Origin of the sequence: Streptomyces populi (genome assembly GCF_002911015.1) — a bacterium.
In the GTDB taxonomy this organism is placed as follows: domain Bacteria; phylum Actinomycetota; class Actinomycetes; order Streptomycetales; family Streptomycetaceae; genus Streptomyces; species Streptomyces populi.
Map to the genome: position 1 here is coordinate 1 of NZ_KZ626971.1, position 21,811 is coordinate 21,811.

A 21,811-nucleotide genomic window follows, 5' to 3' on the forward strand; every position below is an offset into this window, starting at 1 on the left:
TGGTCATAGCGTGAGGGAAACGCCCGGTTACATTCCGAACCCGGAAGCTAAGCCTCACAGCGCCGATGGTACTGCAGGGGGGACCCTGTGGGAGAGTAGGACGCCGCCGAACAAATTTTAGAGAGCTGGTCCCTGAACTTCGGTTCGGGGACCAGCTCTTTTTTGTTTTGCTTTACTTGAAGTTCACGTTGTGCGACCAGTATCCGCGCCATGAGTACTGCTGCAATGCTCAGGGCCGCGGGCGTCGGAGCCGGTGACGAGGTCGTCGTTCCGGCCTTCGGGAACGTGGAGGTGGCCGACGCCGTGACCGAGGCCGGCGCCACGGTCGTCTTCGCCGACATAGACCCGGCTACGTACTGCCTGGACCCGCAGGCGGTGGAGGCGGTCATAACTCCCCGGACGGCGGCGCTCGTTGTCATACACCGCTTCGGGCGGACGGCCGACATGGCGCGGCTGCGGGGCCTGGGGCAGCGGCACGCGCTGCTGCTGCTGGAGCAGGGCGAGTCCGAGGCGCCGTACGACGAGATCGCGCAGCGCAGGGAGCGGGCCGCCTATCTCGACGGCCGCCTCAACGGGGTGCGCACGCCGGCCGGCGGCGATGGCCACACCTATCAGCAGTACGTCGTCCGGGTGCCCGGCAACGGACGTCCGGACCGGGACGCCTTCGCACGGGCCGTACGGGCCAGGGGAGTCGAGTGCAGGGTGCCCGTGAAGACACCGGTGCACCGCCTGCCCGGGTTCCGTCGCGACGTACAGCTTCCCGAGACCGAGCGGGCCGCCGACGAGACCCTTTCGCTGCCGGTGGACGGGACGTTGACCAAGCGCGAGATGCAGCGGATCGTCTCCGCCTGCAACGCGCTCGGCGGACTGCTGCAACCGGCCTTCTGATCAGGGCCGGACTGGTTGGGAGCACGGTCCGGTTCGGGGTATGATCTCTCTTGTCGCCGCGAGGGAAACCTCGAGAACGACAGGCCCCCCTAGCTCAGTCGGCAGAGCGTCTCCATGGTAAGGAGAAGGTCAACGGTTCGATTCCGTTGGGGGGCTCAGAAAGAAAAGGCCTCCGCCCTTGTGGGCGGGGGCCTTTCGTATGTCCTGGACCGGCGGAACCCGACCCGGCTCCGGGGACCGAAGTCCCGGGAGCGTCGGTCCGTCGGGTCTCAGTCCGCAGGGAGGCCGGGAACGCGCATCGCCAGGATCGCCATGTCGTCCGACGGGGCGTCGGAGGCGAAGCGTTCGACCGCGCGCATGATGCGTGCGGCGACAGCGCCGGCCGTCAGCCCCGTGCACGTGGTGAGGACGTCCGCGAGACCGTCGTCGCCGAGCATGCGGGTACCCTCGCGGCGCTCCGTGACGCCGTCCGTGACGCACAGCAGGACATCGCCCGGATCGAGCGTGACCCTCTGCTCGTACAGCTCCAGGTCCTCCATGACACCGAGGAGCGGCTGCGGTTCGGCGGCCGGTTCGACCGTGCCGTCCTGACGCAGGCGCAGCGGGAGCGGGTGGCCGGCACAGACGACCTTCAGGACGGCGCTGCCGTCCTCCTGGGGCCACAGTTCGCCGTAGAGGAGGGTCAGGAAGCGGCTGCGGGCGCCCTCGTCGAGGATCGCGGAGTTCAGCCGCTCCAGGACCGCGGGACCGCCGTAGCCCTCCCGGGCCAGCAGGCGCAGTGCGTGCCGGGCGAGGCCGGTGACCGCCGCCGCCTCCGGGCCCGTACCGCAGACGTCGCCGATGGCGAAGCCGTACGCGCCGTCGCGGATGGGGAAGAGGTCGTAGAAGTCGCCGCCGACCTCGTTGCCCTCGCCGGCCGCCCGGTAGATGACCTCGACCTCGACGCCCTCGATCTGGGGGAGTTCCGGGGGCAGGAGGCTGCGCTGGAGGGACTGGCTGATCGCCGTGCGCTCCGAGTACAGGCGGGCGTTGTCCAGCGCGAGGGCCGCCCGCCGGGAGAGGTCCTCGGCCAACTCCAGGATCTCCTGGCGGAAATGCTCGTCCGACGGCTTGCCGAGGGTCAGCATGCCGATGACACGGTTGCGGGCGACCAGGGGCAGGACGACGGTCTCGCCGCCGACCGCCGCGGCCGTCGCCAGCGTCGGGCCGATACCGGAACGGATCGACGTGTGCTCGCCGAGGCCCAGGCTGCGCATCGAGGTGCGCAGGGCGGCGTCGTGGGCGGACGCGGCCGGCGCCGACCAGACCCGGGCGCCCGGGGTGGGTACCGGGTCCGGCGGGGCGATCTTCGAGAGCAACGCCTTGAGGCCGTCGATGAGTTCCTCGTCCTCGTGGAGGACGTACGAGAGGTAGGGCTCGGAAGCCTGGTCGGCGATCGTGTACACGGCGCACCAGGTGGCGAGGGTCGGGACCGTCATCTGTGCCATGAGCGCGAGCGTCTGGTCGCGGTCCAGGGTGCCTGCGAGGAGGTCGGAGGCCTCGACGAGGAAGGACAGCGAGCCGCGGCGCAGACGTTCCAGCTCGCCGAGGCGGGCCGATTCCACCGCCAGGGCGATGCGGTCGGCGGCGAACTGGAGGCGCAGGGCCTCTTCGTTGGAGTAGCGTCCCGGCGATTCGGCCGCGACGCCGAGGGAGCCGGTGAGGCGGCCCTCGACCTTCAGCGGGACGGTGACGACCGAGCGCATGCCGGTGCCGCCGAGGAGCGGTACGGCGCCGGGGACGAGGGTGAGGTCCTCGTGGACGGCGGGCATCCGGGCCGAGCCGTAGCGGCCGGGTCCCGCCTCGACGGGCACGCGGGCGAAGCGCTGGCGCGCGGACGGCAGGCCGGTGGAGGCGCGTACCTCCAACTCCGTCTCGTCGTCGGTGGCGAGGAGCAGGAAGGCCGAGTCGCCGTCGAGCATGTCGCGGGCGCGTTCCACCGTGCGCTGGAGGAGGCCGTCGAGGTCGTCCGGGGCCGGCGACCCGATGAAGACCTCGAACGGATCCGTGGCCTGGCCCTCCGCGTGGGCGCCCGGGTCGGAGGCGGGTCCGCGCAACGGGGTCTGTAGGACGGCGCGTTCGTGGTCGCGGACGAGGAGACAGACGGTGGAGGGCTCGCCGCTCGTGTCGCGGACCCGCAGGTGCGAGGCGTAGACCGGGGTGACCCGGCCGTCGGCGCAGCGGACGCCGTAACTGCCTTCCCAACGGGAGAGTTGGAGGGCTTCGACGATGCCGGTGCCGGTGCCGGGGGTGTGCGGCCAGGCCGCGAGGTCGGTGAGCGGCTTGCCGGTGACCTGCTCGGCCGCGTACCCGAAGAGCTCCTCGGCGTCCTCGTTCCAGGCGTTGATGGAGCCGGTGCGGTCGATCTGGACGACCGCCACGCGGACGCGCCCGTCGGCCAGGGGGAGGAGGTCGGCGGGGAGCGAGGGGCCGGCGGCGCGGGTGCCGACCGCGCGCTCGGGAAGGTCGAGCCGGAACCAGACCTGCTTGTGGGTGGGCGTGTACTCGACCCCCCAGCGGCGGGCGAGGGCCGCGCACAGCTGGAGGCCGCGGCCGCCCTCGCGGTCGGGGCTGCCCATGTTGACGGCCGTGGCCTGGAGCGGGATCTCGCGTTCCGGGTAGCGGTCCGCCACCTCGATGCGCACGCCGTCGTCGCTGCGCAGGCACAGGACGTCGGCGGAGGTGCCCGCGTGCACGACGGCGTTGGTGACCAGTTCGCTCGTCAGGACGACGGCGTCGTCGACGATGTCGGCGAAGCCCCAGCCCTGGAGCGTGTCCCGGACGAACGAGCGGGCGGTCGCGACGGACCGTCCCACGGGTTCGAAACTGGCGGCCGCGCGCGCGGTGATCACAGAATTCCTCGTCCGGTCGTCGGCATGCGGGGTTCCGTGGCCGACCCGCTCCTGCGTGGGCAGAGCGTGGTGTCCTGTCGGCCGGGGATCCTGGGGTGTCTCCCCGGGATGCAGTCCGGTGGTCATGGTGCGGTGCCCCTCCGATGCCTGCCCGCTCGTGCTCGTGCCACCGTCCAGGCCGGACGGGACCGGCACGGCTGGACAGCCGCTTGCAAGGTTACTTACCTTCGCGGCCCCTGCGGATGCCGGTCACGGGTGTTTCCGTCTTGAAGAGTCCGGTGTTTCCGTTCGGACAGGTGCGTGAGGTCGCCTCCGGCCAGGACCGGAGTTCTGTCCCGAGGGTGTGCGGACGATGTGCGAAGCTGCCGAACTGTTATGGCCTGGTTCGGCCGGGGTGAAACACTGGGCAGGTTCCAGGAGAAGGTCCGGGCAGGTCGCATGCCTCCCGCGCACCACGAACAGAAGTACCCCGGCACCAGCAGAAGTACCGAACAGAAGCAGAAGTACCGAGTAGAAGTACCGAGTAGAAGTACCCGAGTACGCCGAGCAGTATCGGTCGACCCTTGCGGGAGGGACACAGTGGAGTCTGGCGCAGCGACGCGGGGCGGTAGGACGCGCGCGGAAGGCGGACAGTCCCTGAAGAGCGGGCGCGCACCGCGCACCGGCACCACCGAGGTGGACACGGCGGCCCTGAACCGGTTGCTGGCGGCCCTGGTGTCGATGCGGGACGGCAACTTCCGCAAGCGGCTCACTGTTTCCGGTGACGGCGTGATGTCCGAGATCTCGGCCGTCTTCAACGAGGTCGCCGACCGCAATCTGCATCTGACGGGCGAGCTGTCGCGGGTCCGGCGTGTGGTGGGCCGTGAGGGCAAGCTCACGGAGCGGCTGGAGGCGGGCTCCGGCGAGGGGGCCTGGGCGGCCGCGATCGACGCGTCGAACGCGCTGGTGGACGATCTCGTACGGCCCGTCTCCGAGGTCGGCCGGGTACTGTCCGCGGTCGCGGAGGGCGATCTGTCGCCGCGCATGGACCTGCGGGCGCAGGCGGCGGACGGGAACGGGCATCCGCTGCGCGGTGAGTTCCTGAAGGTCGGCCGGACCGTCAACAACCTGGTGGACCAGTTGTCGACGTTCACCGACGAGGTGACGCGGGTGGCCAGCGAGGTGGGCACCGAGGGCAAGCTGGGCGGTCAGGCCCGGGTGCGCGGCATGTCCGGTTCGTGGAAGGACCTCACGGACTCGGTCAACACGATGGCGTACCGGCTCACCGCCCAGGTGCGCGACATCGCTCTCGTGACCACGGCGGTCGCCAAGGGTGACCTGTCACGCAAGGTCACCGTCCATGTGGCCGGCGAGATGCTGGAGCTGAAGAACACCGTCAACACGATGGTGGACCAGCTGTCCTCCTTCTCGTCCGAGGTGACACGCGTCGCCCGCGAGGTGGGTACGGAGGGCGAGCTGGGCGGTCAGGCGCAGGTGCCCGGTGTGGCCGGTGTGTGGAAGGACCTCACCGATTCGGTGAACCTCATGGCCGGCAACCTGACGGCCCAGGTGCGCGGGATCGCGCAGGTGACCACGGCGGTCGCGAGCGGTGACCTGTCGCAGAAGGTGACCGTCTCGGCACGTGGCGAGGTCGCTCAGCTCGCCGAGACGATCAATCAGATGACCGAGACGCTGCGGACGTTCGCCGACGAGGTCACCCGGGTCGCCAACGAGGTCGGCGGCGAGGGACGGCTCGGCGGCCAGGCGAACGTGCCGGGGGCGGCGGGAACGTGGAAGGACCTCACGGACTCGGTCAACACGGTCTTCCGGAACCTCACGACCCAGGTGCGGGACATCGCCGCGGTGACGACCGCCGTGGCCAGCGGCGACCTGTCGCAGAAGGTCAGTGTCCAGGTCGCCGGCGAGATGCTGGAGCTGAAGAACACCGTCAACACGATGGTCGACCAGCTCTCGTCGTTCGGTGTCGAGGTCACGCGCGTGGCGCGCGAGGTCGGCGTCGAGGGCGAGCTGGGCGGCCAGGCGCAGGTGCCCGGCGTGGCCGGCACCTGGAAGGACCTCACGGACTCCGTCAACACGGCGTTCCAGAACCTGACCGGTCAGGTGCGCAACATCGCCCAGGTGACCACGGCGGTCGCCAACGGTGACCTGTCGCAGAAGGTCACCGTCGAGGTCGCCGGCGAGATGCTGGAGCTGAAGGTCACCGTGAACACCATGGTGGACCAGCTGTCGAGCTTCGCCGACCAGGTGACGCGGATGGCCCGTGACGTGGGTACGGAGGGCCGGCTGGGCGGTCAGGCCCGGGTGGACGGCGTGTCCGGTACCTGGAAGGAGCTCACGGACTCCGTCAACTTCATGGCCGGGAACCTCACCTCGCAGGTGCGCCAGATCGCGCAGGTGACCACGGCGGTGGCCCGGGGTGACCTGTCGCAGAAGATCGACGTGGACGCGCGCGGCGAGATCCTGGAGCTGAAGAACACCATCAACACGATGGTGGACCAGCTCTCCGCGTTCGCCGACCAGGTGACGCGGGTGGCCCGTGACGTGGGTACGGAGGGCCGGCTGGGCGGTCAGGCGCAGGTGCCCGGCGTCGCCGGTGTGTGGCGCGACCTGACCGATTCGGTGAACGGCATGGCCGGGAACCTCACCGCCCAGGTGCGCAACATCGCGCAGGTCGCGACCGCGGTGGCCCGCGGTGACCTGTCGCAGAAGATCGACGTGGACGCGCGCGGCGAGATCCTGGAGCTGAAGAACACCCTCAACACGATGGTGGACCAGCTCTCGAACTTCGCCGAGCAGGTGACGCGGGTGGCCCGCGAGGTGGGTACCGAGGGCATCCTCGGCGGGCAGGCCGAGGTGCAGGGCGTCTCGGGCACCTGGAAGGACCTCACCCAGTCCGTGAACTTCATGGCCAACAACCTGACCAGCCAGGTGCGCAACATCGCCGAGGTCACGACCGCGGTCGCCATGGGAGACCTGTCCAAGAAGATCACCGTCGACGCCAAGGGAGAGATCCTCGAACTGGTCACCACCGTCAACACGATGGTCGACCAGTTGTCGTCGTTCGCCGAGCAGGTGACCCGGGTGGCCCGTGAGGTGGGCACCGAGGGGCAGTTGGGCGGTCAGGCGCGGGTGCCCGGGGTCACGGGCATCTGGAAGGACCTGAGCGACAACGTCAACCTGATGGCCTACAACCTGACCATGCAGGTGCGGAACATCTCGCAGGTGGCGGCGGCCGTCGCCAACGGCGACCTGACCCGCACGGTGACGATCGAGGCGCGCGGTGAGGTCGCGCAGCTCGCCGACACCTTCAACACCATGGTGAAGACGCTGAGTTCGTTCGCCGAGCAGGTCACCAAGGTGGCCCGCGAGGTGGGTACGGACGGCATCCTCGGCGGACAGGCGCACGTTCCGGGAGTCGCGGGGACGTGGAAGGACCTCACCGAGTCGGTGAACGGGATGGCGTCCAACCTGACCGGCCAGGTGCGCAACATCGCGATGGTCACCACGGCCATCGCCAAGGGTGATCTGACCAAGAAGATCGACATCGACGCGCGCGGCGAGATCCTGGAGCTCAAGACCACCATCAACACGATGGTCGACCAGCTCTCGTCCTTCGCGGAGGAGGTCACCCGGGTCGCTCGTGAGGTGGGCACGGAGGGGCAGTTGGGCGGTCAGGCGCGCGTCCGTGACGTCGACGGCACCTGGCGCGACCTCACCGAGTCGGTGAACGAGATGGCCGGGAACCTGACCCGGCAGGTGCGTGCCATCGCGCGCGTGGCGACCGCGGTGACCCGCGGTGACCTGAACCTGAAGATCGACGTGGACGCCTCCGGCGAGATCCAGGAACTCCAGGACTACATCAACAAGATGATCGCCAACCTGCGCGACACCACCATCGCCAACAAGGAGCAGGACTGGCTGAAGGGCAACCTCGCCCGGATCTCCGCCCTGATGCAGGGCCGCCGCGACCTCGACGACGTGGCCTCGCTGATCATGAGCGAGCTGACCCCGGTCGTCTCGGCCCAGCACGGCGCGTTCTTCCTCTCGATGCCGCTGGTCGACGGCAAGGACGCGGGCGCCGAGGACGAGGAGGCGTACGAGCTGCGCATGCTCGGGTCGTACGGCTACTCCATGGGCTCCATGCCCACCTCGTTCCGACCCGGTGAGGCGCTGATCGGGACGGCCGCGCAGGAGAAGCGCACGATCCTCGTGGAGAACGCGCCGAGCGGCTACCTGAAGATCTCCTCCGGACTCGGCGAGGCGCCTCCGGCCCAGGTCATCGTGCTTCCGGTGCTCTTCGAGGGGACCGTGCTCGGTGTCATCGAGCTGGCGTCGTTCACGCCCTTCACGCAGATCCAGAAGGACTTCCTGAACCAGATCGCGGAGATGATCGCGACGAGCGTCAACACCATCTCGGTCAACACCAAGACGGAGGTGCTGCTGCGGCAGTCGCAGGAGCTCACCGAGCAACTGCGGGAGCGTTCGGCGGAGTTGGAGAACCGGCAGAAGGCGCTCCAGGACTCGAACGCGGAACTGGAGGACAAGGCCGAGCTGCTGGCCCAGCAGAACCGCGACATCGAGGTCAAGAACACCGAGATCGAGGAGGCCCGGCAGGTCCTGGAGGAGCGCGCCGAGCAGCTCGCGGTCTCCATGCGCTACAAGAGCGAGTTCCTGGCGAACATGTCGCACGAGCTGCGGACGCCGCTCAACTCGCTGCTGATCCTGGCCAAGCTGCTCGCCGACAACGCGGACACGAACCTCACGCCGAAGCAGGTCGAGTTCGCCGAGACGATCCACGGCGCCGGCTCCGACCTGCTCCAGCTGATCAACGACATCCTCGACCTGTCGAAGGTCGAGGCGGGCAAGATGGACGTGTCGCCGACCCGGATCGCGCTCGTCCAGCTCGTCGACTACGTGGAGGCGACGTTCCGTCCGCTGACCGCGGAGAAGGGGCTCGACTTCTCCGTACGGGTCTCGCCGGAGCTGCCCGCCACGCTGCACACCGACGAGCAGCGCCTCCTCCAGGTGCTGCGCAACCTGCTCTCCAACGCGGTGAAGTTCACCGATTCCGGAGCGGTCGAGCTGGTGATCCGGCCCGCCGGGACGGACGTGCCGGTGGCCATCAGGGAGCAGCTGCTGGAGTCGGGGTCGCTGCGGGACGCGGACGCCGATCTGATCGCGTTCTCCGTGACCGACACCGGCATCGGGATCGCGGCGAGCAAGATGCGGGTGATCTTCGAGGCGTTCAAGCAGGCGGACGGCACGACGAGCCGCAAGTACGGCGGTACGGGGCTCGGGCTCTCCATCTCGCGGGAGATCGCGCGGCTGCTCGGCGGCGAGATCTACGCCCAGAGCGAGCCGGGGCGCGGCTCCACCTTCACCCTGTACCTGCCGCTGCACCCGAGCGAACTGCCGCCGCAGGGCTACGGGCAGCTCGTGCCGGCGCTGGAGGCGGGGGAGCTGCTGGCCTCCGAGGCCGACCTGCACGCCATCGGGACGCCGGCCGAGGTGAAGTCGTACCAGGAGGCCCAGAACGGGCCCGCCGCGCTGTTCAGGAGGCGTCGCAGGACGCTGCCGACGGCCGAACAGCGCGCGGACGTCTCCGGGCAGCAGGACGGCGGCGCGGGCGCCGCTCAGGAGTCGTGGGCGGCCGCGGGACAGCAGGACGCGGGACCGCAGCAGGGCCGGGGCATCCGTTTCGAGGGCGAGAAGGTGCTGATCGTCGACGACGACATCCGCAACGTCTTCGCGCTGACCAGCGTCCTCGAGCAGCACGGACTGTCGGTGCTGTACGCGGAGAACGGCCGCGAGGGCATCGAGGTCCTGGAGCAGCACGACGATGTGACGGTCGTTCTGATGGACATCATGATGCCCGAGATGGACGGCTATGCCACGACCACGGCGATCCGGCGGATGCCCCAGTTCGCGGGGCTGCCGATCATCGCGCTGACGGCGAAGGCGATGAAGGGCGACCGGGAGAAGGCGATCGAGTCGGGTGCCTCCGACTACGTGACCAAGCCGGTCGACCCCGATCACCTGCTGTCCGTCATGGCGCAGTGGATGCGCGAGGGGTGACACACTCGTAGGGAGTGACGTGGGTCGTCACGGTGTGCCGCGCACCGGCACACCGTGCGGCACGGTCGTTTCCGGCGGTCCGGCGCCGGACGACCGACTGCGCCCGAAGCCGTGTAGAAGCACGGGATACGGGGAACCTTCTGGTCCCCTGCCGCGTTTCTGCTACGTGCACAGTGACATCACGGTGACAGGGTGTGGCGACAGGCGGGGTGCGGCTAGCATGACCGGCACAAGGACGGACGGCGCAAGGGAGTCGTCCCCTGGGGCGGCGCCCGGCGCTTCCCCAAGTCCTGCGGACAGGGGAGGCCCCATGCCGGGGCGAGGAGGGCGGGCCATGGTGCAGAAGGCCAAGATCCTCCTGGTCGATGACCGGCCGGAGAATCTGTTGGCGCTGGAGGCGATCCTCTCCGCGCTCGATCAGACACTGGTACGGGCATCGTCCGGGGAGGAAGCGCTCAAAGCGCTGCTCACGGACGACTTCGCGGTCATTCTGCTGGATGTCCAGATGCCGGGCATGGACGGATTCGAGACCGCCGCGCACATCAAGCGGCGTGAGCGGACCCGGGACATCCCGATCATCTTCCTCACCGCCATCAACCACGGTCCGCACCACACCTTCCGGGGGTACGCGGCCGGCGCGGTGGACTACATCTCCAAGCCCTTCGACCCGTGGGTGCTGCGCGCGAAGGTCTCGGTGTTCGTCGAGCTCTACATGAAGAACTGCCAACTCCGTGAGCAGGCGGCCCTGTTGCGGCTCCAGCTGGAGGGTGGGGGCAAGGCGGCGCTCGGCGAGGCCAAGGAGCCCGCCGGACTCCTCGCCGAACTCTCGGCGCGGCTCGCGGCCGTCGAGGAGCAGGCCGAGGCGCTGTCCAAGCAGCTCGACGACGACTCCGCGGACGCGGCGGCCGTGGCCACGGCCGCCCACCTCGAGCGCAAACTCACCGGGCTGCGCAGGGCGCTGGACGCGCTGGAGCCGGGTACGGGCAGCGGGGCCCCCTCGGTGCCGTCGCAGAGCTGAAGCCCGTAGGAGCACCTCGGTGAGGCCGCGCGAGGCCTTGAGGAGGCGTCAGTTCCGCTCCCGGCGAGGGTGACACGACCGGGTGAAGCGGGCTCCCCCCTGTTCGAGCGAAGTCGAGAACTTGGGGGAGGCGCACGTGTCGCTGTCGTCTCCACCGGTAACCTCACACACATGGCCTCACGTCAGTCCGCAGCCAAGAAGCCGCCCGCGAAGAAGGCGTCCGCTCCGACGAAGGCTCCGGCGAAGAAGGCCCCCGCGAAAAAGGCCCCCGCGAAGAAGGCCGCCGGCAAGGCGCCCGCCAAGAGGGCCCCCGCGAAGAAGCCCGCCCCCGCACCCGCGCCGGCGCCCAACCCCACCGCGGGTGTGTACAGGCTCGTGCGCGCCCTGTGGATGGGCGTCGCCCATGCCGTCGGCGCCGCCTTCCGCGGGATAGGACGCGGTGCGAAGGGGCTCGACCCGGCGCACCGCAAGGACGGACTCGCGCTCCTGCTGATCGGTCTCGCGCTGATCGTCGCGGCGGGCACCTGGTCCAATCTGCGCGGTCCCGTCGGCGACCTCGTGGAGATGCTGGTCACCGGCACCTTCGGCCGTCTCGACCTCCTCGTCCCGATACTTCTCGCCGTCATCGCGGCGCGGCTCATCCGGCACCCCGAGCAGCCCGAGGCGAACGGCCGGATCGTGATCGGTCTGTCGGCGCTCGTGATCGGTGTCCTCGGACAGGTGCACATCGCGTGCGGGGCGCCCGCGCGCAGCGACGGGATGCAGGCGATAAGGGACGCCGGCGGGCTCATCGGCTGGGGGGCCTCCACCCCGCTGACGTACACGATGGGTGACGTCCTCGCCGTACCGCTCCTCGTGCTGCTGACGATCTTCGGGCTGCTGGTCGTCACGGCGACCCCGGTCAACGCGATCCCGCAGCGGCTGCGGCTGCTCGGCCAGAAGCTCGGCGTCGTCCAGGCCGACTTCGACGAGGACCTGCTCGGTGAGGACGACGAGCGCTACGACGAGCAGTGGCGCGAGGGGATGACGGGGCGCCCCGGCGGGCGCTCGCGCGCCCCCGAGGCGTACGACCCCGAGGGCGCCGAGCAGGAGGCGCTCACCCGGCGCAGGAGCCGCCCCCGCGGGCCCGGTGCGCAACCGCCCGACATCAACCGGCCCATGGACGCCGTGGACGTCGCCGCGGCCGCCGCCGCGGCGCTGGACGGCGCCGTGCTCCACGGCATGCCGCCCTCGCCCCTGGTCGCCGATCTGACGCAGGGCGTCAGCGTCGAACGCGACGGGTACGAGGAGACGACGCCGGTACCGGCCGCCCGTGCCAAGGCCGTCCCGGGCGCCAAGCGCCCCAGGCAGGAGAGCCTGCCGGTCGAGTCGGTCGTGCCCGACCTGACCAAGGCCGCGCCCGACGCGCCGCGCGAGCTGCCCCCGCGCGCGGAGCAGCTCCAGCTCTCCGGGGACATCACCTACGCGCTGCCCTCCCTCGACCTGCTGGAGCGCGGCGGCCCCGGCAAGACCCGCAGCGCCGCCAACGACAAGGTCGTCGACTCCCTGCGCCAGGTCTTCGCCGAGTTCAAGGTGGACGCCGACGTCACGGGCTTCACCCGCGGGCCGACGGTCACGCGGTACGAGGTCACGCTCGGCCCCGCCGTGAAGGTCGAGCGGATCACCGCCCTCACCAAGAACATCGCGTACGCGGTCGCCAGCCCCGACGTGCGGATCATCAGCCCGATCCCCGGCAAGTCGGCGGTCGGCATCGAGATCCCCAACACCGACCGCGAGATGGTCAACCTCGGTGACGTGCTGCGCCTGGCGGACGCGGCGGAGGACGACCACCCGATGCTGGTCGCGCTCGGCAAGGACGTCGAGGGCGGCTACGTGATGGCCAACCTGGCGAAGATGCCGCACGTCCTCGTCGCCGGAGCCACCGGTTCCGGCAAGTCGTCCTGCATCAACTGCCTGATCACCTCGATCATGGTCCGCGCGACCCCCGAGGACGTGCGGATGGTCCTGGTCGACCCCAAGCGTGTCGAGCTGACCGCGTACGAGGGCATCCCGCACCTGATCACACCGATCATCACCAACCCGAAGCGGGCCGCCGAGGCGCTGCAGTGGGTCGTGCGGGAGATGGACCTGCGCTACGACGACCTCGCGGCGTTCGGGTTCCGGCACATCGACGACTTCAACGAGGCCATCAGGAACGGCAAGGTCAAGCTGCCCGAGGGCAGCGAGCGCGAGCTGACCCCGTACCCCTACCTCCTGGTGATCGTCGACGAGCTCGCCGACCTGATGATGGTCGCGCCGCGCGACGTCGAGGACTCGATCGTGCGCATCACCCAGCTCGCGCGCGCCGCCGGCATCCATCTGGTGCTCGCCACGCAGCGGCCGTCCGTCGACGTCGTCACCGGTCTGATCAAGGCGAACGTGCCCTCCCGGCTCGCCTTCGCCACCTCGTCCCTCGCGGACTCGCGGGTCATCCTCGACCAGCCCGGTGCCGAGAAGCTCATCGGCAAGGGCGACGGGCTCTTCCTGCCGATGGGGGCCAACAAGCCCACGCGCATGCAGGGCGCCTTCGTGACCGAGGACGAGGTCGCGGCGATCGTGCGGCACTGCAAGGACCAGATGACGCCCGTCTTCCGGGACGACGTCACCGTGGAGACCAAGCAGAAGAAGGAGATCGACGAGGACATCGGCGACGACCTCGACCTGCTGTGCGCCGCCGCCGAACTGGTCGTCTCCACGCAGTTCGGGTCCACCTCGATGCTCCAGCGCAAGCTGCGCGTCGGCTTCGCCAAGGCCGGCCGGCTCATGGACCTCATGGAGTCGCGCGGGATCGTCGGACCCAGCGAGGGTTCCAAGGCGCGTGACGTCCTGGTGAAGGCCGACGAGCTGGACGGGGTGTTGGCCGTGATGCGCGGGGAAGCAGAGGCGTAGAACCCCGACGAGGGGGAACAGGACGACCGGTGACGGCGTGGTGAGCGCACGACGGTCGCTCGGGGAGCGGCCGGACTGTCGGGCGAATGGCGGAACATCAGGTTCCGCACTCGGCTGATATGTGAATGTGACTCACCCGTAAGGAGTCGGTGAGCAACCGTTTCGCCTTGTCGCACGTCAAGTTGAGCGAAGGGGCGTCACCATGTCCCTATATCAGGATGACCGGCCATTCTGATGGCGTACAAAGTCCCACCGCCCGGTTGCCCCACCCTTTCGTACCCCCCCTAGACTGAACTTCCAGCACAGGTGGCTACACGCTCGAAAGGCGCCCCCGTGTCCATCGTCAACTCACCTGACGGCAACTCCCCCGAAGACGAGCGTCCGTTCGAAGACGACCCTACGGCTGAGCGGCCCTCGATCGGCCGTGCCCTTCAGAAGGCACGCATCGAGGCCCATCTGACCGTCGACGACGTCAGCAACGCCACCCGCGTCCGTATCACGATCATCCATGCCATCGAACAGAACGACTTCGCCCCCTGCGGGGGTGACGTCTACGCGCGCGGGCACATCCGGACCCTGGCCCGCGCCGTCCGGCTCGATCCGGCTCCGCTGCTCGCGCAGTACGACGCCGAGCACGGAGGACGTCCCGCGCCGACGCCCGCCGCCCCGCTCTTCGAGGCCGAACGCATCCGCCCCGAGCGCCGGGGGCCGAACTGGACGGCCGCCATGGTCGCCGCGATCGTCGCGGTGATCGGCTTCGTCGGGTTCACCATGGTCAAGGGCGGTGGCAACGGCGACGACTCGAAGACCCAGGTCGCCGAGGGGTCCACGCCGACCGTCAAGAAGTCCGCCGCTCCGTCGGCGACCGCCACCAAGCCCGTCGAGCCGAAGTCCGATCCCTCCGACAGCGCCATCGCGGCCGCTCCGCAGGACAAGGTGACCGTCCAGGTCAGCGCCGCGGACGGGCGCAGCTGGATCTCCGCCAAGGACCACAACGGGCGGATGCTCTTCGACGGGCTGCTCAAGCAGGGCGAGTCGAAGACCTTCCAGGACAGTTCCAAGATCAACCTCATCCTCGGCGACGCCGGAGCCATCCAGCTGTTCGTCAACGGCAAGAAGATCGAGGACCAGTTCCGGCCGGGCGCGGTGGAGCGTCTGACGTACACGAAGGGTGACCCCCAGGTCGGATAGGGGTCCCGAGCAGCACACCGTCGACGGGGGCGGTCAAGATCGGCCAACCCCGTCGACAAGGGCTGTCGGTGAGACAAAGTAGTCTTGAGCCCATGCCTGAACGCCGTACCGTCGCACTCGTCACCCTTGGCTGCGCCCGTAACGAGGTGGACTCGGAGGAGCTCGCAGGCCGCTTGGAGGCGGACGGCTGGCAACTCGTGGAGGACGCCGAGGAAGCGGACGTCGCCGTCGTCAACACCTGCGGATTCGTCGAGGCCGCCAAGAAGGACTCCGTCGACGCCCTCCTCGAAGCCAATGACCTCAAGGGGCACGGCAGAACCCAGGCCGTGGTCGCGGTGGGCTGCATGGCCGAGCGCTACGGCAAGGAACTCGCCGAGGCGCTCCCCGAGGCCGACGGGGTACTCGGCTTCGACGACTACGCCGACATCTCCGACCGCCTCCAGACCATCCTGAACGGCGGCATCCACGCCTCCCACACCCCGCGCGACCGGCGCAAGCTGCTGCCGATCAGCCCCGCCGAGCGGCAGAGCGCCGGCGAGGAAGTGGCCCTTCCCGGCCACGGCGCACCCACCGACCTCCCCGAGGGCGTCGCTCCGGTCTCCGGCCCCCGTGCGCCCCTGCGCCGCCGTCTGGACGGGTCCCCGGTCGCCTCGGTGAAGCTGGCCTCCGGCTGCGACCGCCGCTGTACGTTCTGCGCCATCCCCTCCTTCCGCGGTTCGTTCATCTCGCGCCGCCCCAGCGACGTCCTGAACGAGGCCCGCTGGCTCGCCGAGCAGGGCGTCAAGGAGGTGATGCTCGTCTCCGAGAACAACACCTCGTACGGCAAGGACCTGGGTGACATCCGTCTCCTGGAGACGATGCTCCCCGAGCTGGCCGAGATCGACGGCATCGAGCGCGTGCGGGTCAGCTACCTCCAGCCCGCCGAGATGCGCCCCGGGCTCATCGACGTCCTGACCTCGACCCCGAACGTCGCCCCGTACTTCGACCTCTCCTTCCAGCACTCCGCGCCCGACGTGCTGCGCTCCATGCGCCGCTTCGGCGACACCGACCGGTTCCTGGAACTGCTCGACACCATCCGGGCCAAGGCCCCGGCGGCCGGCGTGCGCTCCAACTTCATCGTGGGCTTCCCCGGCGAGAGCGAGGCCGACCTCGCGGAGCTGGAGCGCTTCCTCACCGGAGCCCGCCTCGACGCGATCGGCGTCTTCGGGTACTCCGACGAGGAGGGCACCGAAGCGGCGACGTACGAGAACAAGCTGGACGAGGACGTCGTCGCCGAGCGCCTCGCGCGAGTGTCCCGGCTCGCCGAGGAACTGGTCGCCCAGCGTGCCGAGGAGCGCGTGGGCGAGACCGTGCACGTGCTGGTCGAGGGCATCGACGACGAGGACGGCGCGTACGGCCGCGCCGCGCACCAGGCGCCGGAGACGGACGGCCAGGTGCTGTTCACGAGCGGCGAGGGTCTGACCGTCGGTCGTATCGTCGAGGCCAAGGTGGTCGGTACGGAAGGTGTCGACCTGGTGGCCGAGCCGCTCCTGGGCTCGCTCGTGAGCGCTGAGGAGGCGGCCAGATGAGCGGAGCCCCGGCATCCGCGGCAGGCGGCTCCCCGGGCGCCAAAGGTGCGACGGGCGCTCCCGGCGCATCCGGTGCTCCCGGCGCATCCGGCGCATCCGGCGCATCCGGCGCATCCGGCGCATCCGGTGGTCCGGGAGCATCCGGTGGTCCGGGAGCGGCAGGCGCTCCGGACGGTGCGAAGACGCCTCGTGGCGGGAAACTGGGCGCCGCGGCCGTCAACCAGGCCAGCCTCTGGAACATCGCCAACATCCTGACCATGATCCGGCTCGTCCTCGTGCCCGGCTTCGTGGTGCTGATGCTGGCCGACGGGGGATACGACCCCGCCATGCGGGCCTGGGCCTGGGCGGCCTTCGCCGTCGCCATGATCACCGACATCTTCGACGGTCACCTGGCGCGCACGTACAACCTCGTCACCGATTTCGGGAAGATCGCCGACCCCATCGCCGACAAGGCGATCATGGGGGCGGCGCTCATCTGCCTGTCCGGTCTCGGGGATCTGCCCTGGTGGGTCACCATCGTGATCCTCGGGCGTGAACTCGGCGTCACCCTGCTGCGCTTCGTCGTGATCCGCTACGGGGTCATCCCGGCGAGCCGCGGCGGCAAGCTGAAGACGCTGGCCCAGGGCACGGCGGTCGGCATGTACATCCTGCCGCTGACCGGGCTGCTGGCCTCCCTGAGGTTCTGGGTGATGGGCGTCGCGATCATCCTGACCGTGGTCACCGGGCTCGACTACGTGAGACAGGCCGTCGTGCTGCGCCGCCGCGGAATCGCCGAGCGGCGGGCGGCCGCCGCTGAGGCCGAGCGGTGAGGTCCGCGGCCGCCGAGGTGGTGCGACTACTCACGGTGAGGGGCGAGACGGTCGCCGTCGCCGAGTCGCTCACCGGTGGTCTGGTGGCGGCCGAGATCACCGCGGTGCCGGGTGCCTCGAAGGCGTTCCGGGGCTCCGTGACCGCGTACGCCACCGAACTGAAGCACGGACTGCTCGGTGTCGATCTCACTCTTCTGGCCGAACGCGGAGCGGTGGACCCGCAGGTCGCGGCACAGATGGCGGCCGGGGTGCGCGAGGCGCTCGGTGCCGACTGGGGGATCGCGACCACCGGCGTCGCCGGTCCCGAACCTCAGGACGGACAGCCGGTCGGTACGGTCTACGTAGCCGTCGACGGGCCCCCCGAGGCGCTGCCCGGCACCCCCCGCGACGGGAAAGTGGTGCCGTTGCGGTTGAACGGCGACCGGGCGGAAATCCGTATGGAGAGTGTACGCAGCGTACTCGCGCTGCTTCTCCGGGAGCTCGCGGGCGAACAGACCGGGAATGAGCGGGCACAGGATACGGAACAGAACGGGGGGTTTTGATGTTTGCAGCCCTGAGTGAACACGACATCGCTCCCCGCACGGCCGCGGCGCAAGGCGGTACGGTGGGGCGTGAAGGATGCGGCTACGCGGTCCGAGGAGGGAGCCACCGATGATTCTGCTCCGTCGCCTGCTGGGTGACGTGCTGCGTCGGCAGCGCCAGCGCCAGGGCCGTACTCTGCGCGAAGTCTCCTCGTCCGCCCGAGTTTCACTCGGCTATCTCTCCGAGGTGGAGCGGGGGCAGAAGGAGGCGTCCTCCGAACTGCTCTCCGCGATCTGCGACGCGCTGGACGTACGGATGTCCGAGCTCATGCGGGAAGTGAGCGACGAGCTCGCCCTCGCCGAGCTGGCACAGTCGGCTGCGGCCACCGAACCGGTGTCCGCACCGGTGCGTCGCCCGATGCTCAATTCCGTATCGGTGACCGGAGTGCCACCGGAACGGGTCACGATCAAGGCGCCTGCGGAAGCGGTCGACGTCGTCGCCGCCTGACGCTCACCAGTTCGCGTTTCCTGAGCTGAAAGACGTACGAGCGAAGCCCCGGCCGGGGCTTCTCCGGGGAGACCCGGAGGGCCCGGCCGGGGCTTTCGCGTTCCGCGAGGTCTCCCGTGGGCCCATTTGCCGGTATCCCGCACGGACTCCATGGTGGAGAGGACCCGGTGGAGCCGATGCCGTCCGCCGGCCGGTGCCGCCGTCGGGGCCGGGGGCCACGAGGCGGGTCGCCGGGACCGTCGTGAATCGGAGGATGCGGATGTACGTCGTGAAGAGCTCCCTGTCCGACGCGGACCTGAAGACCGTCGCCGAAGCGCTCCAGGGTGCCCTGGTCGATCTGGTGGACCTCTCCCTCGTGGCGAAGCAGGTCCACTGGAACGTGGTGGGGCCCCGCTTCCGTTCCGTCCACCTCCAGCTCGACGAGGTCGTGGACGTCGCACGGCTGCACTCCGACACCGTGGCGGAGCGTGCCTCGACCCTGGGCGTCCCGCCGGACGGGCGGGCCGCGACGGTGGCGTCGAGCAGCGGCGTCGGGCACGCGCCCGAGGGCTGGATCAAGGACGCCGACGCCGTGCGCACGCTCGTCGAAGCGCTCGGCGCGGTGATCGCGCGGATGCGGGAGCGGGTGGCCGCCACCGCGGACCCGGATCCGGTGAGCCAGGACATCCTCATCGGGATCACGGCCGACCTGGAGAAACACCACTGGATGTTCCAGGCGGAGAACGGATGAGCGTCCGGGAGCCGCTTCGCCCCGGCCGGTGCCGTGTGCCGCCGGTGCGCCCCGCTCGCGCGTGAGATCGGCGGCCCGGTGCCGCGCCGGAGGAGGGTGCCATGACGGGGCGAACAGCGCGCAGGGGGGCGTGCCTGGCCCTCGGCGCGCTGTGGTGGTTCAGCGTGCTCCGGCTCGTTCTGGTGCCCGGTGCCGGGGTGCTCGAAGGAACGGTCGCCGCGGGCGGGTGGGGGCTCAGCCTGCTGCCGGTCCACTGCGTGCCGAAGTCCCGGGCGGTCGGCGCCGTGGGGCCGGACCGGTGGCGGGCCCACTGGCGGGAGGCCCGGCGCCGGCGCGGTGGCGGACGGACTACCAGGGCATGGCGACGCCGCCGTTGGGGCGGAGGATCTGACCCGTGGTGAACGCCGAGGCGTCCGAGGCCAGGTACAGCACGGCGTGGGCGATGTCCTCGGGTTCCCCGACGCGGCCCAGGGGTGACAGGCGTGCCATGAACGCCTCGGTGTGGGCCTGCCGCTCGCCGTGGCGGTCGGTCATGGGGGTGCGGATCCAGCCGGGCGCCACGGCGTTGACGCGGATGCCGTGCGGGCCGGCCTCGGTCGCCAGTGTCTTCGTCAGCTGGACGACGGCCGCCTTGGCCGCGCTGTAGCAGAGCAGGCCGGGACCGCCGGAGTCGATGGCGCCCGACGCCATGGTGACGACGCTGCCGCGGACGCCGTTCTCGATCATGGAGCGTGCGGCCTCCTGGCAGGCGTACAGCACCCCCTTGAAGTTGACGTTCAGCACCCGGTCCAGATCCTCGTCCAGGGTCTCCAGGACCGGGCTGCTGTGCATGATCCCGGCGACCGCCGCCATGACGTCGAGCCGGCCGCACGACGCGACGGCCTGCTGGAGCCGGGCCCGGTCGGTGACGTCGAGCGGGTGGCCGAGGGCGGTACCGCCCTGGTCCTTGATCAGCGTCGCCGTCTCGTGCAGGCCCTGCTCGTCGACGTCCGCGCAGTGCACGGTGGCGCCCGCCTCCGCGAGCAGGACCGCCGTCGCGCGGCCGATGCCGCTGCCCGCGCCGGTGACGAAGGCGGTGCGTCCGGTGAGGTCGTACGCGGGGAGGCCCATGGAGGGACGGTACGAAGAGATCTGACGGATCGTCAATTGTTTGCGCGCGACTTGGTGCACGGGCGGACCGGCGGACCGGGACCCGGCACGGTGTTCGGACCGGGGCCCGGCACGGCGCCAGGCCCGGGGTGCCGTGCCGGGAGCCGCCGGCCACGGCTCAGCGGTGCCGTCGGCCGGGGTCGGGGGACCCGTACCCGGTGGGGTGGTGCGCCGTGCCGGAGCGGCCGCCGGTCTCCGGCGGCGGGGTGGGGCCCGCCTGGCAGCGGGGGCACCAGTACGTGGGGCGCGCCCGGGACCCGTCGCCCTGGTTCCCCGAGCGGACCGGCGTCGCGCAGCGCAGACACGGGCGAAGGGCGCGCCCGTACACGAACAGGTCCTGTTCACGGAGCCCGGTGGTGACGCGGACCGGACGGTCGCGGTTGAACTCCAGCAGCTTCTTGGCGAGGACCGGCAGCCGGGCGGCGCGGTCGGCGGGCAGCGCGCCGACGGGGAGCCAGGGGGTGACGCCGAGCAGGAAGCACAGCTCGCTCTTGTACACGTTCCCGATGCCCGCGAGATTGCGTTGGTCCAGGAGGGCCTCGCCCAGGGCGCGGCCGGGGTCGCGGAGGAGGTTCTCCAGGGCTCTGTCCGGGTCCCAGTCCGGCCCCAGGAGGTCCGGGCCTAGGTGGCCGACCGCGCGGGCCTCGTCGGTGGTGCGGAGCAGTTCCAGCACGGGCAGGCGGTAGCCGACCGCCGTGCGGTCCGCCGTGCCGAGGACGGCCCGGATCTGGTGCGCGGGACCTCCGCTCCAGCGCCGGCCCGCCTCGTACACCTTCCAGGAGCCGTCCATCCGCAGATGCGAGTGCAGGGTCAGACCGCCCTCGATCCGGGTAAGGAGGTGCTTGCCGCGCGGGGTGACGTCCAGGACGGCACGACCGGTGAGGTCGGCCGTGGCGAACCGGGGCACCCGCAGGTCGGAGCGGATCAGGACCTTGCCCGCGAGGGCGACGTGCAGGCGCCTCGCGGCCTGCCAGACGGTGTCTCCTTCGGGCATGGCTCCAGGGTGGCACGGGTGGGGGCGGACGGTCAGGCGCGAAGACGTAGTCCGCGCGGGGTGGCGATGAAGCCCGCTCCTTCCAGGAGAGTGCCCACCGGCGAGGTGAGGGCCGGGACGCCGTTGACGCGTTCGACGGTGACCGTGCCGAGCGAGCCCGAGCGGGCGGACGCGGCGAGGGCCTCCGCAGCCGGAGCCAGGCGGGCGTCCTGCGCGAGGGGCCCGTCCGGATCGGCCGGCCAGGCCAGCAGCGTCTTGCCACCGCGCTCCATGTAGAGGGCCAGTTCACCGTCGACCAGGACGACCAGGGAACCCGCCTTGCGGCCCGGTTTGTGGCCCGCCTCCGTCGGTGACTCGGGCCAGGGGAGAGCCGCGCCATAGGCGTTGGCCGGGTCGGCCGCGGCCAGCACGACGGCCGGGGAGGCGGTACGGGAACGGGCGCCCGGGTGGGCGGAGCCGTTCGCCGGGTACGGCGGGCCGCCGCGACGGGACGGGGTGCTGCGGCGCTGGGCCGCGTCCGGGTGCGGCGAACCGGCCGGGA

General features: G+C 70.5%; 13 protein-coding genes, 1 tRNA gene, 1 rRNA gene and 1 pseudogene. 12 read left to right on the top strand and 4 right to left on the bottom strand.

Translation table 11 applies throughout. From position 1 onward, the window contains the following. The 3 genes from rrf to CW362_RS37285 form a co-directional block, all read left to right on the top strand. Positions 1-112, top strand: a 5S ribosomal RNA gene (gene rrf / locus CW362_RS37275); the annotation flags it as partial. A gap of 113 nt (positions 113-225) precedes the next feature. Next, positions 226-888, top strand: a complete 663-nt coding sequence (locus CW362_RS37280; RefSeq protein ID WP_103554032.1) for a DegT/DnrJ/EryC1/StrS family aminotransferase — start codon at positions 226-228, stop codon at positions 886-888. 83 nt (positions 889-971) lie between these two features. After that, positions 972-1,044 (top strand) — tRNA-Thr (locus CW362_RS37285). 113 nt (positions 1,045-1,157) lie between these two features. Here CW362_RS37285 and CW362_RS37290 read toward each other — a convergent pair. Beyond that, the gene (locus tag CW362_RS37290; protein ID WP_103554033.1) at positions 1,158-3,905 is read right to left on the bottom strand and encodes a SpoIIE family protein phosphatase; all 2,748 of its coding nucleotides are present in this window, start codon (positions 3,903-3,905) and stop codon (positions 1,158-1,160) included. Positions 3,906-4,358: 453 nt separating this feature from the next. Between CW362_RS37290 and CW362_RS37300 the strand changes: the two genes are divergently transcribed. From CW362_RS37300 to CW362_RS37340, 9 genes are all read left to right on the top strand, one after another. Continuing rightward, the gene (locus tag CW362_RS37300; protein ID WP_103554034.1) at positions 4,359-9,854 is read left to right on the top strand and encodes a HAMP domain-containing protein; all 5,496 of its coding nucleotides are present in this window, start codon (positions 4,359-4,361) and stop codon (positions 9,852-9,854) included. A 334-nt stretch (positions 9,855-10,188) separates the two neighbouring features. Then, positions 10,189-10,872, top strand: coding sequence for a response regulator (locus CW362_RS37305; protein WP_037620357.1), 684 nt, complete (start codon positions 10,189-10,191; stop codon positions 10,870-10,872). A 171-nt stretch (positions 10,873-11,043) separates the two neighbouring features. Beyond that, on the top strand, positions 11,044-13,800 hold the full coding sequence (locus tag CW362_RS37310) for a DNA translocase FtsK (protein ID WP_103554035.1): 2,757 nt from the start codon (positions 11,044-11,046) through the stop codon (positions 13,798-13,800). A gap of 333 nt (positions 13,801-14,133) precedes the next feature. Continuing rightward, positions 14,134-14,991, top strand: a complete 858-nt coding sequence (locus CW362_RS37315) for a helix-turn-helix domain-containing protein (protein WP_103554036.1) — start codon at positions 14,134-14,136, stop codon at positions 14,989-14,991. A gap of 92 nt (positions 14,992-15,083) precedes the next feature. Next, positions 15,084-16,559 (top strand): 30S ribosomal protein S12 methylthiotransferase RimO, encoded by a 1,476-nt coding sequence (gene rimO / locus CW362_RS37320; protein ID WP_103554037.1) that lies wholly within the window; start codon positions 15,084-15,086, stop codon positions 16,557-16,559. Beyond that, on the top strand, positions 16,556-17,368 hold the full coding sequence (gene pgsA, locus CW362_RS37325) for a CDP-diacylglycerol--glycerol-3-phosphate 3-phosphatidyltransferase (RefSeq protein ID WP_103554038.1): 813 nt from the start codon (positions 16,556-16,558) through the stop codon (positions 17,366-17,368). The genes rimO and pgsA overlap by 4 nt, the downstream gene beginning before the upstream one ends. Continuing rightward, on the top strand, positions 17,365-17,910 hold the full coding sequence (locus CW362_RS37330) for a CinA family protein (protein ID WP_103554039.1): 546 nt from the start codon (positions 17,365-17,367) through the stop codon (positions 17,908-17,910). The genes pgsA and CW362_RS37330 overlap by 4 nt, the downstream gene beginning before the upstream one ends. Before the next feature lie 109 nt (positions 17,911-18,019). Next, complete coding sequence (locus CW362_RS37335) at positions 18,020-18,397, top strand: helix-turn-helix domain-containing protein (protein ID WP_103554040.1); 378 nt, start codon at positions 18,020-18,022, stop codon at positions 18,395-18,397. A 259-nt stretch (positions 18,398-18,656) separates the two neighbouring features. Then, positions 18,657-19,127 (top strand): Dps family protein, encoded by a 471-nt coding sequence (locus tag CW362_RS37340; RefSeq protein WP_103554041.1) that lies wholly within the window; start codon positions 18,657-18,659, stop codon positions 19,125-19,127. 348 nt (positions 19,128-19,475) lie between these two features. Here the strand turns inward: CW362_RS37340 and CW362_RS37350 are convergent, their stop codons facing one another. The 3 genes and pseudogenes from CW362_RS37350 to CW362_RS37360 form a co-directional block, all read right to left on the bottom strand. Then, complete coding sequence (locus CW362_RS37350; RefSeq protein ID WP_103554043.1) at positions 19,476-20,237, bottom strand: SDR family NAD(P)-dependent oxidoreductase; 762 nt, start codon at positions 20,235-20,237, stop codon at positions 19,476-19,478. A gap of 157 nt (positions 20,238-20,394) precedes the next feature. After that, complete coding sequence (locus CW362_RS37355; protein ID WP_103554044.1) at positions 20,395-21,270, bottom strand: Fpg/Nei family DNA glycosylase; 876 nt, start codon at positions 21,268-21,270, stop codon at positions 20,395-20,397. Positions 21,271-21,302: 32 nt separating this feature from the next. Beyond that, a pseudogene (locus tag CW362_RS37360) lies at positions 21,303-21,811 on the bottom strand (DEAD/DEAH box helicase); the annotation flags it as partial.

What these genes read in the sequence shown, in the direction of transcription:
- CW362_RS37280 (WP_103554032.1), top strand. Translation starts at nt 226, where the DNA reads ATGCTCAGGGCCGCGGGCGTCGGAGCCGGTGACGAGGTCGTCGTTCCG.
- CW362_RS37290 (WP_103554033.1), bottom strand. Translation starts at nt 3,905, where the DNA reads ATGACCACCGGACTGCATCCCGGGGAGACACCCCAGGATCCCCGGCCG.
- CW362_RS37305 (WP_037620357.1), top strand. Translation starts at nt 10,189, where the DNA reads ATGGTGCAGAAGGCCAAGATCCTCCTGGTCGATGACCGGCCGGAGAAT.
- CW362_RS37310 (WP_103554035.1), top strand. Translation starts at nt 11,044, where the DNA reads ATGGCCTCACGTCAGTCCGCAGCCAAGAAGCCGCCCGCGAAGAAGGCG.
- rimO (WP_103554037.1), top strand. Translation starts at nt 15,084, where the DNA reads ATGCCTGAACGCCGTACCGTCGCACTCGTCACCCTTGGCTGCGCCCGT.
- pgsA (WP_103554038.1), top strand. Translation starts at nt 16,556, where the DNA reads ATGAGCGGAGCCCCGGCATCCGCGGCAGGCGGCTCCCCGGGCGCCAAA.
- CW362_RS37335 (WP_103554040.1), top strand. Translation starts at nt 18,020, where the DNA reads ATGATTCTGCTCCGTCGCCTGCTGGGTGACGTGCTGCGTCGGCAGCGC.
- CW362_RS37340 (WP_103554041.1), top strand. Translation starts at nt 18,657, where the DNA reads ATGTACGTCGTGAAGAGCTCCCTGTCCGACGCGGACCTGAAGACCGTC.
- CW362_RS37350 (WP_103554043.1), bottom strand. Translation starts at nt 20,237, where the DNA reads ATGGGCCTCCCCGCGTACGACCTCACCGGACGCACCGCCTTCGTCACC.
- CW362_RS37355 (WP_103554044.1), bottom strand. Translation starts at nt 21,270, where the DNA reads ATGCCCGAAGGAGACACCGTCTGGCAGGCCGCGAGGCGCCTGCACGTC.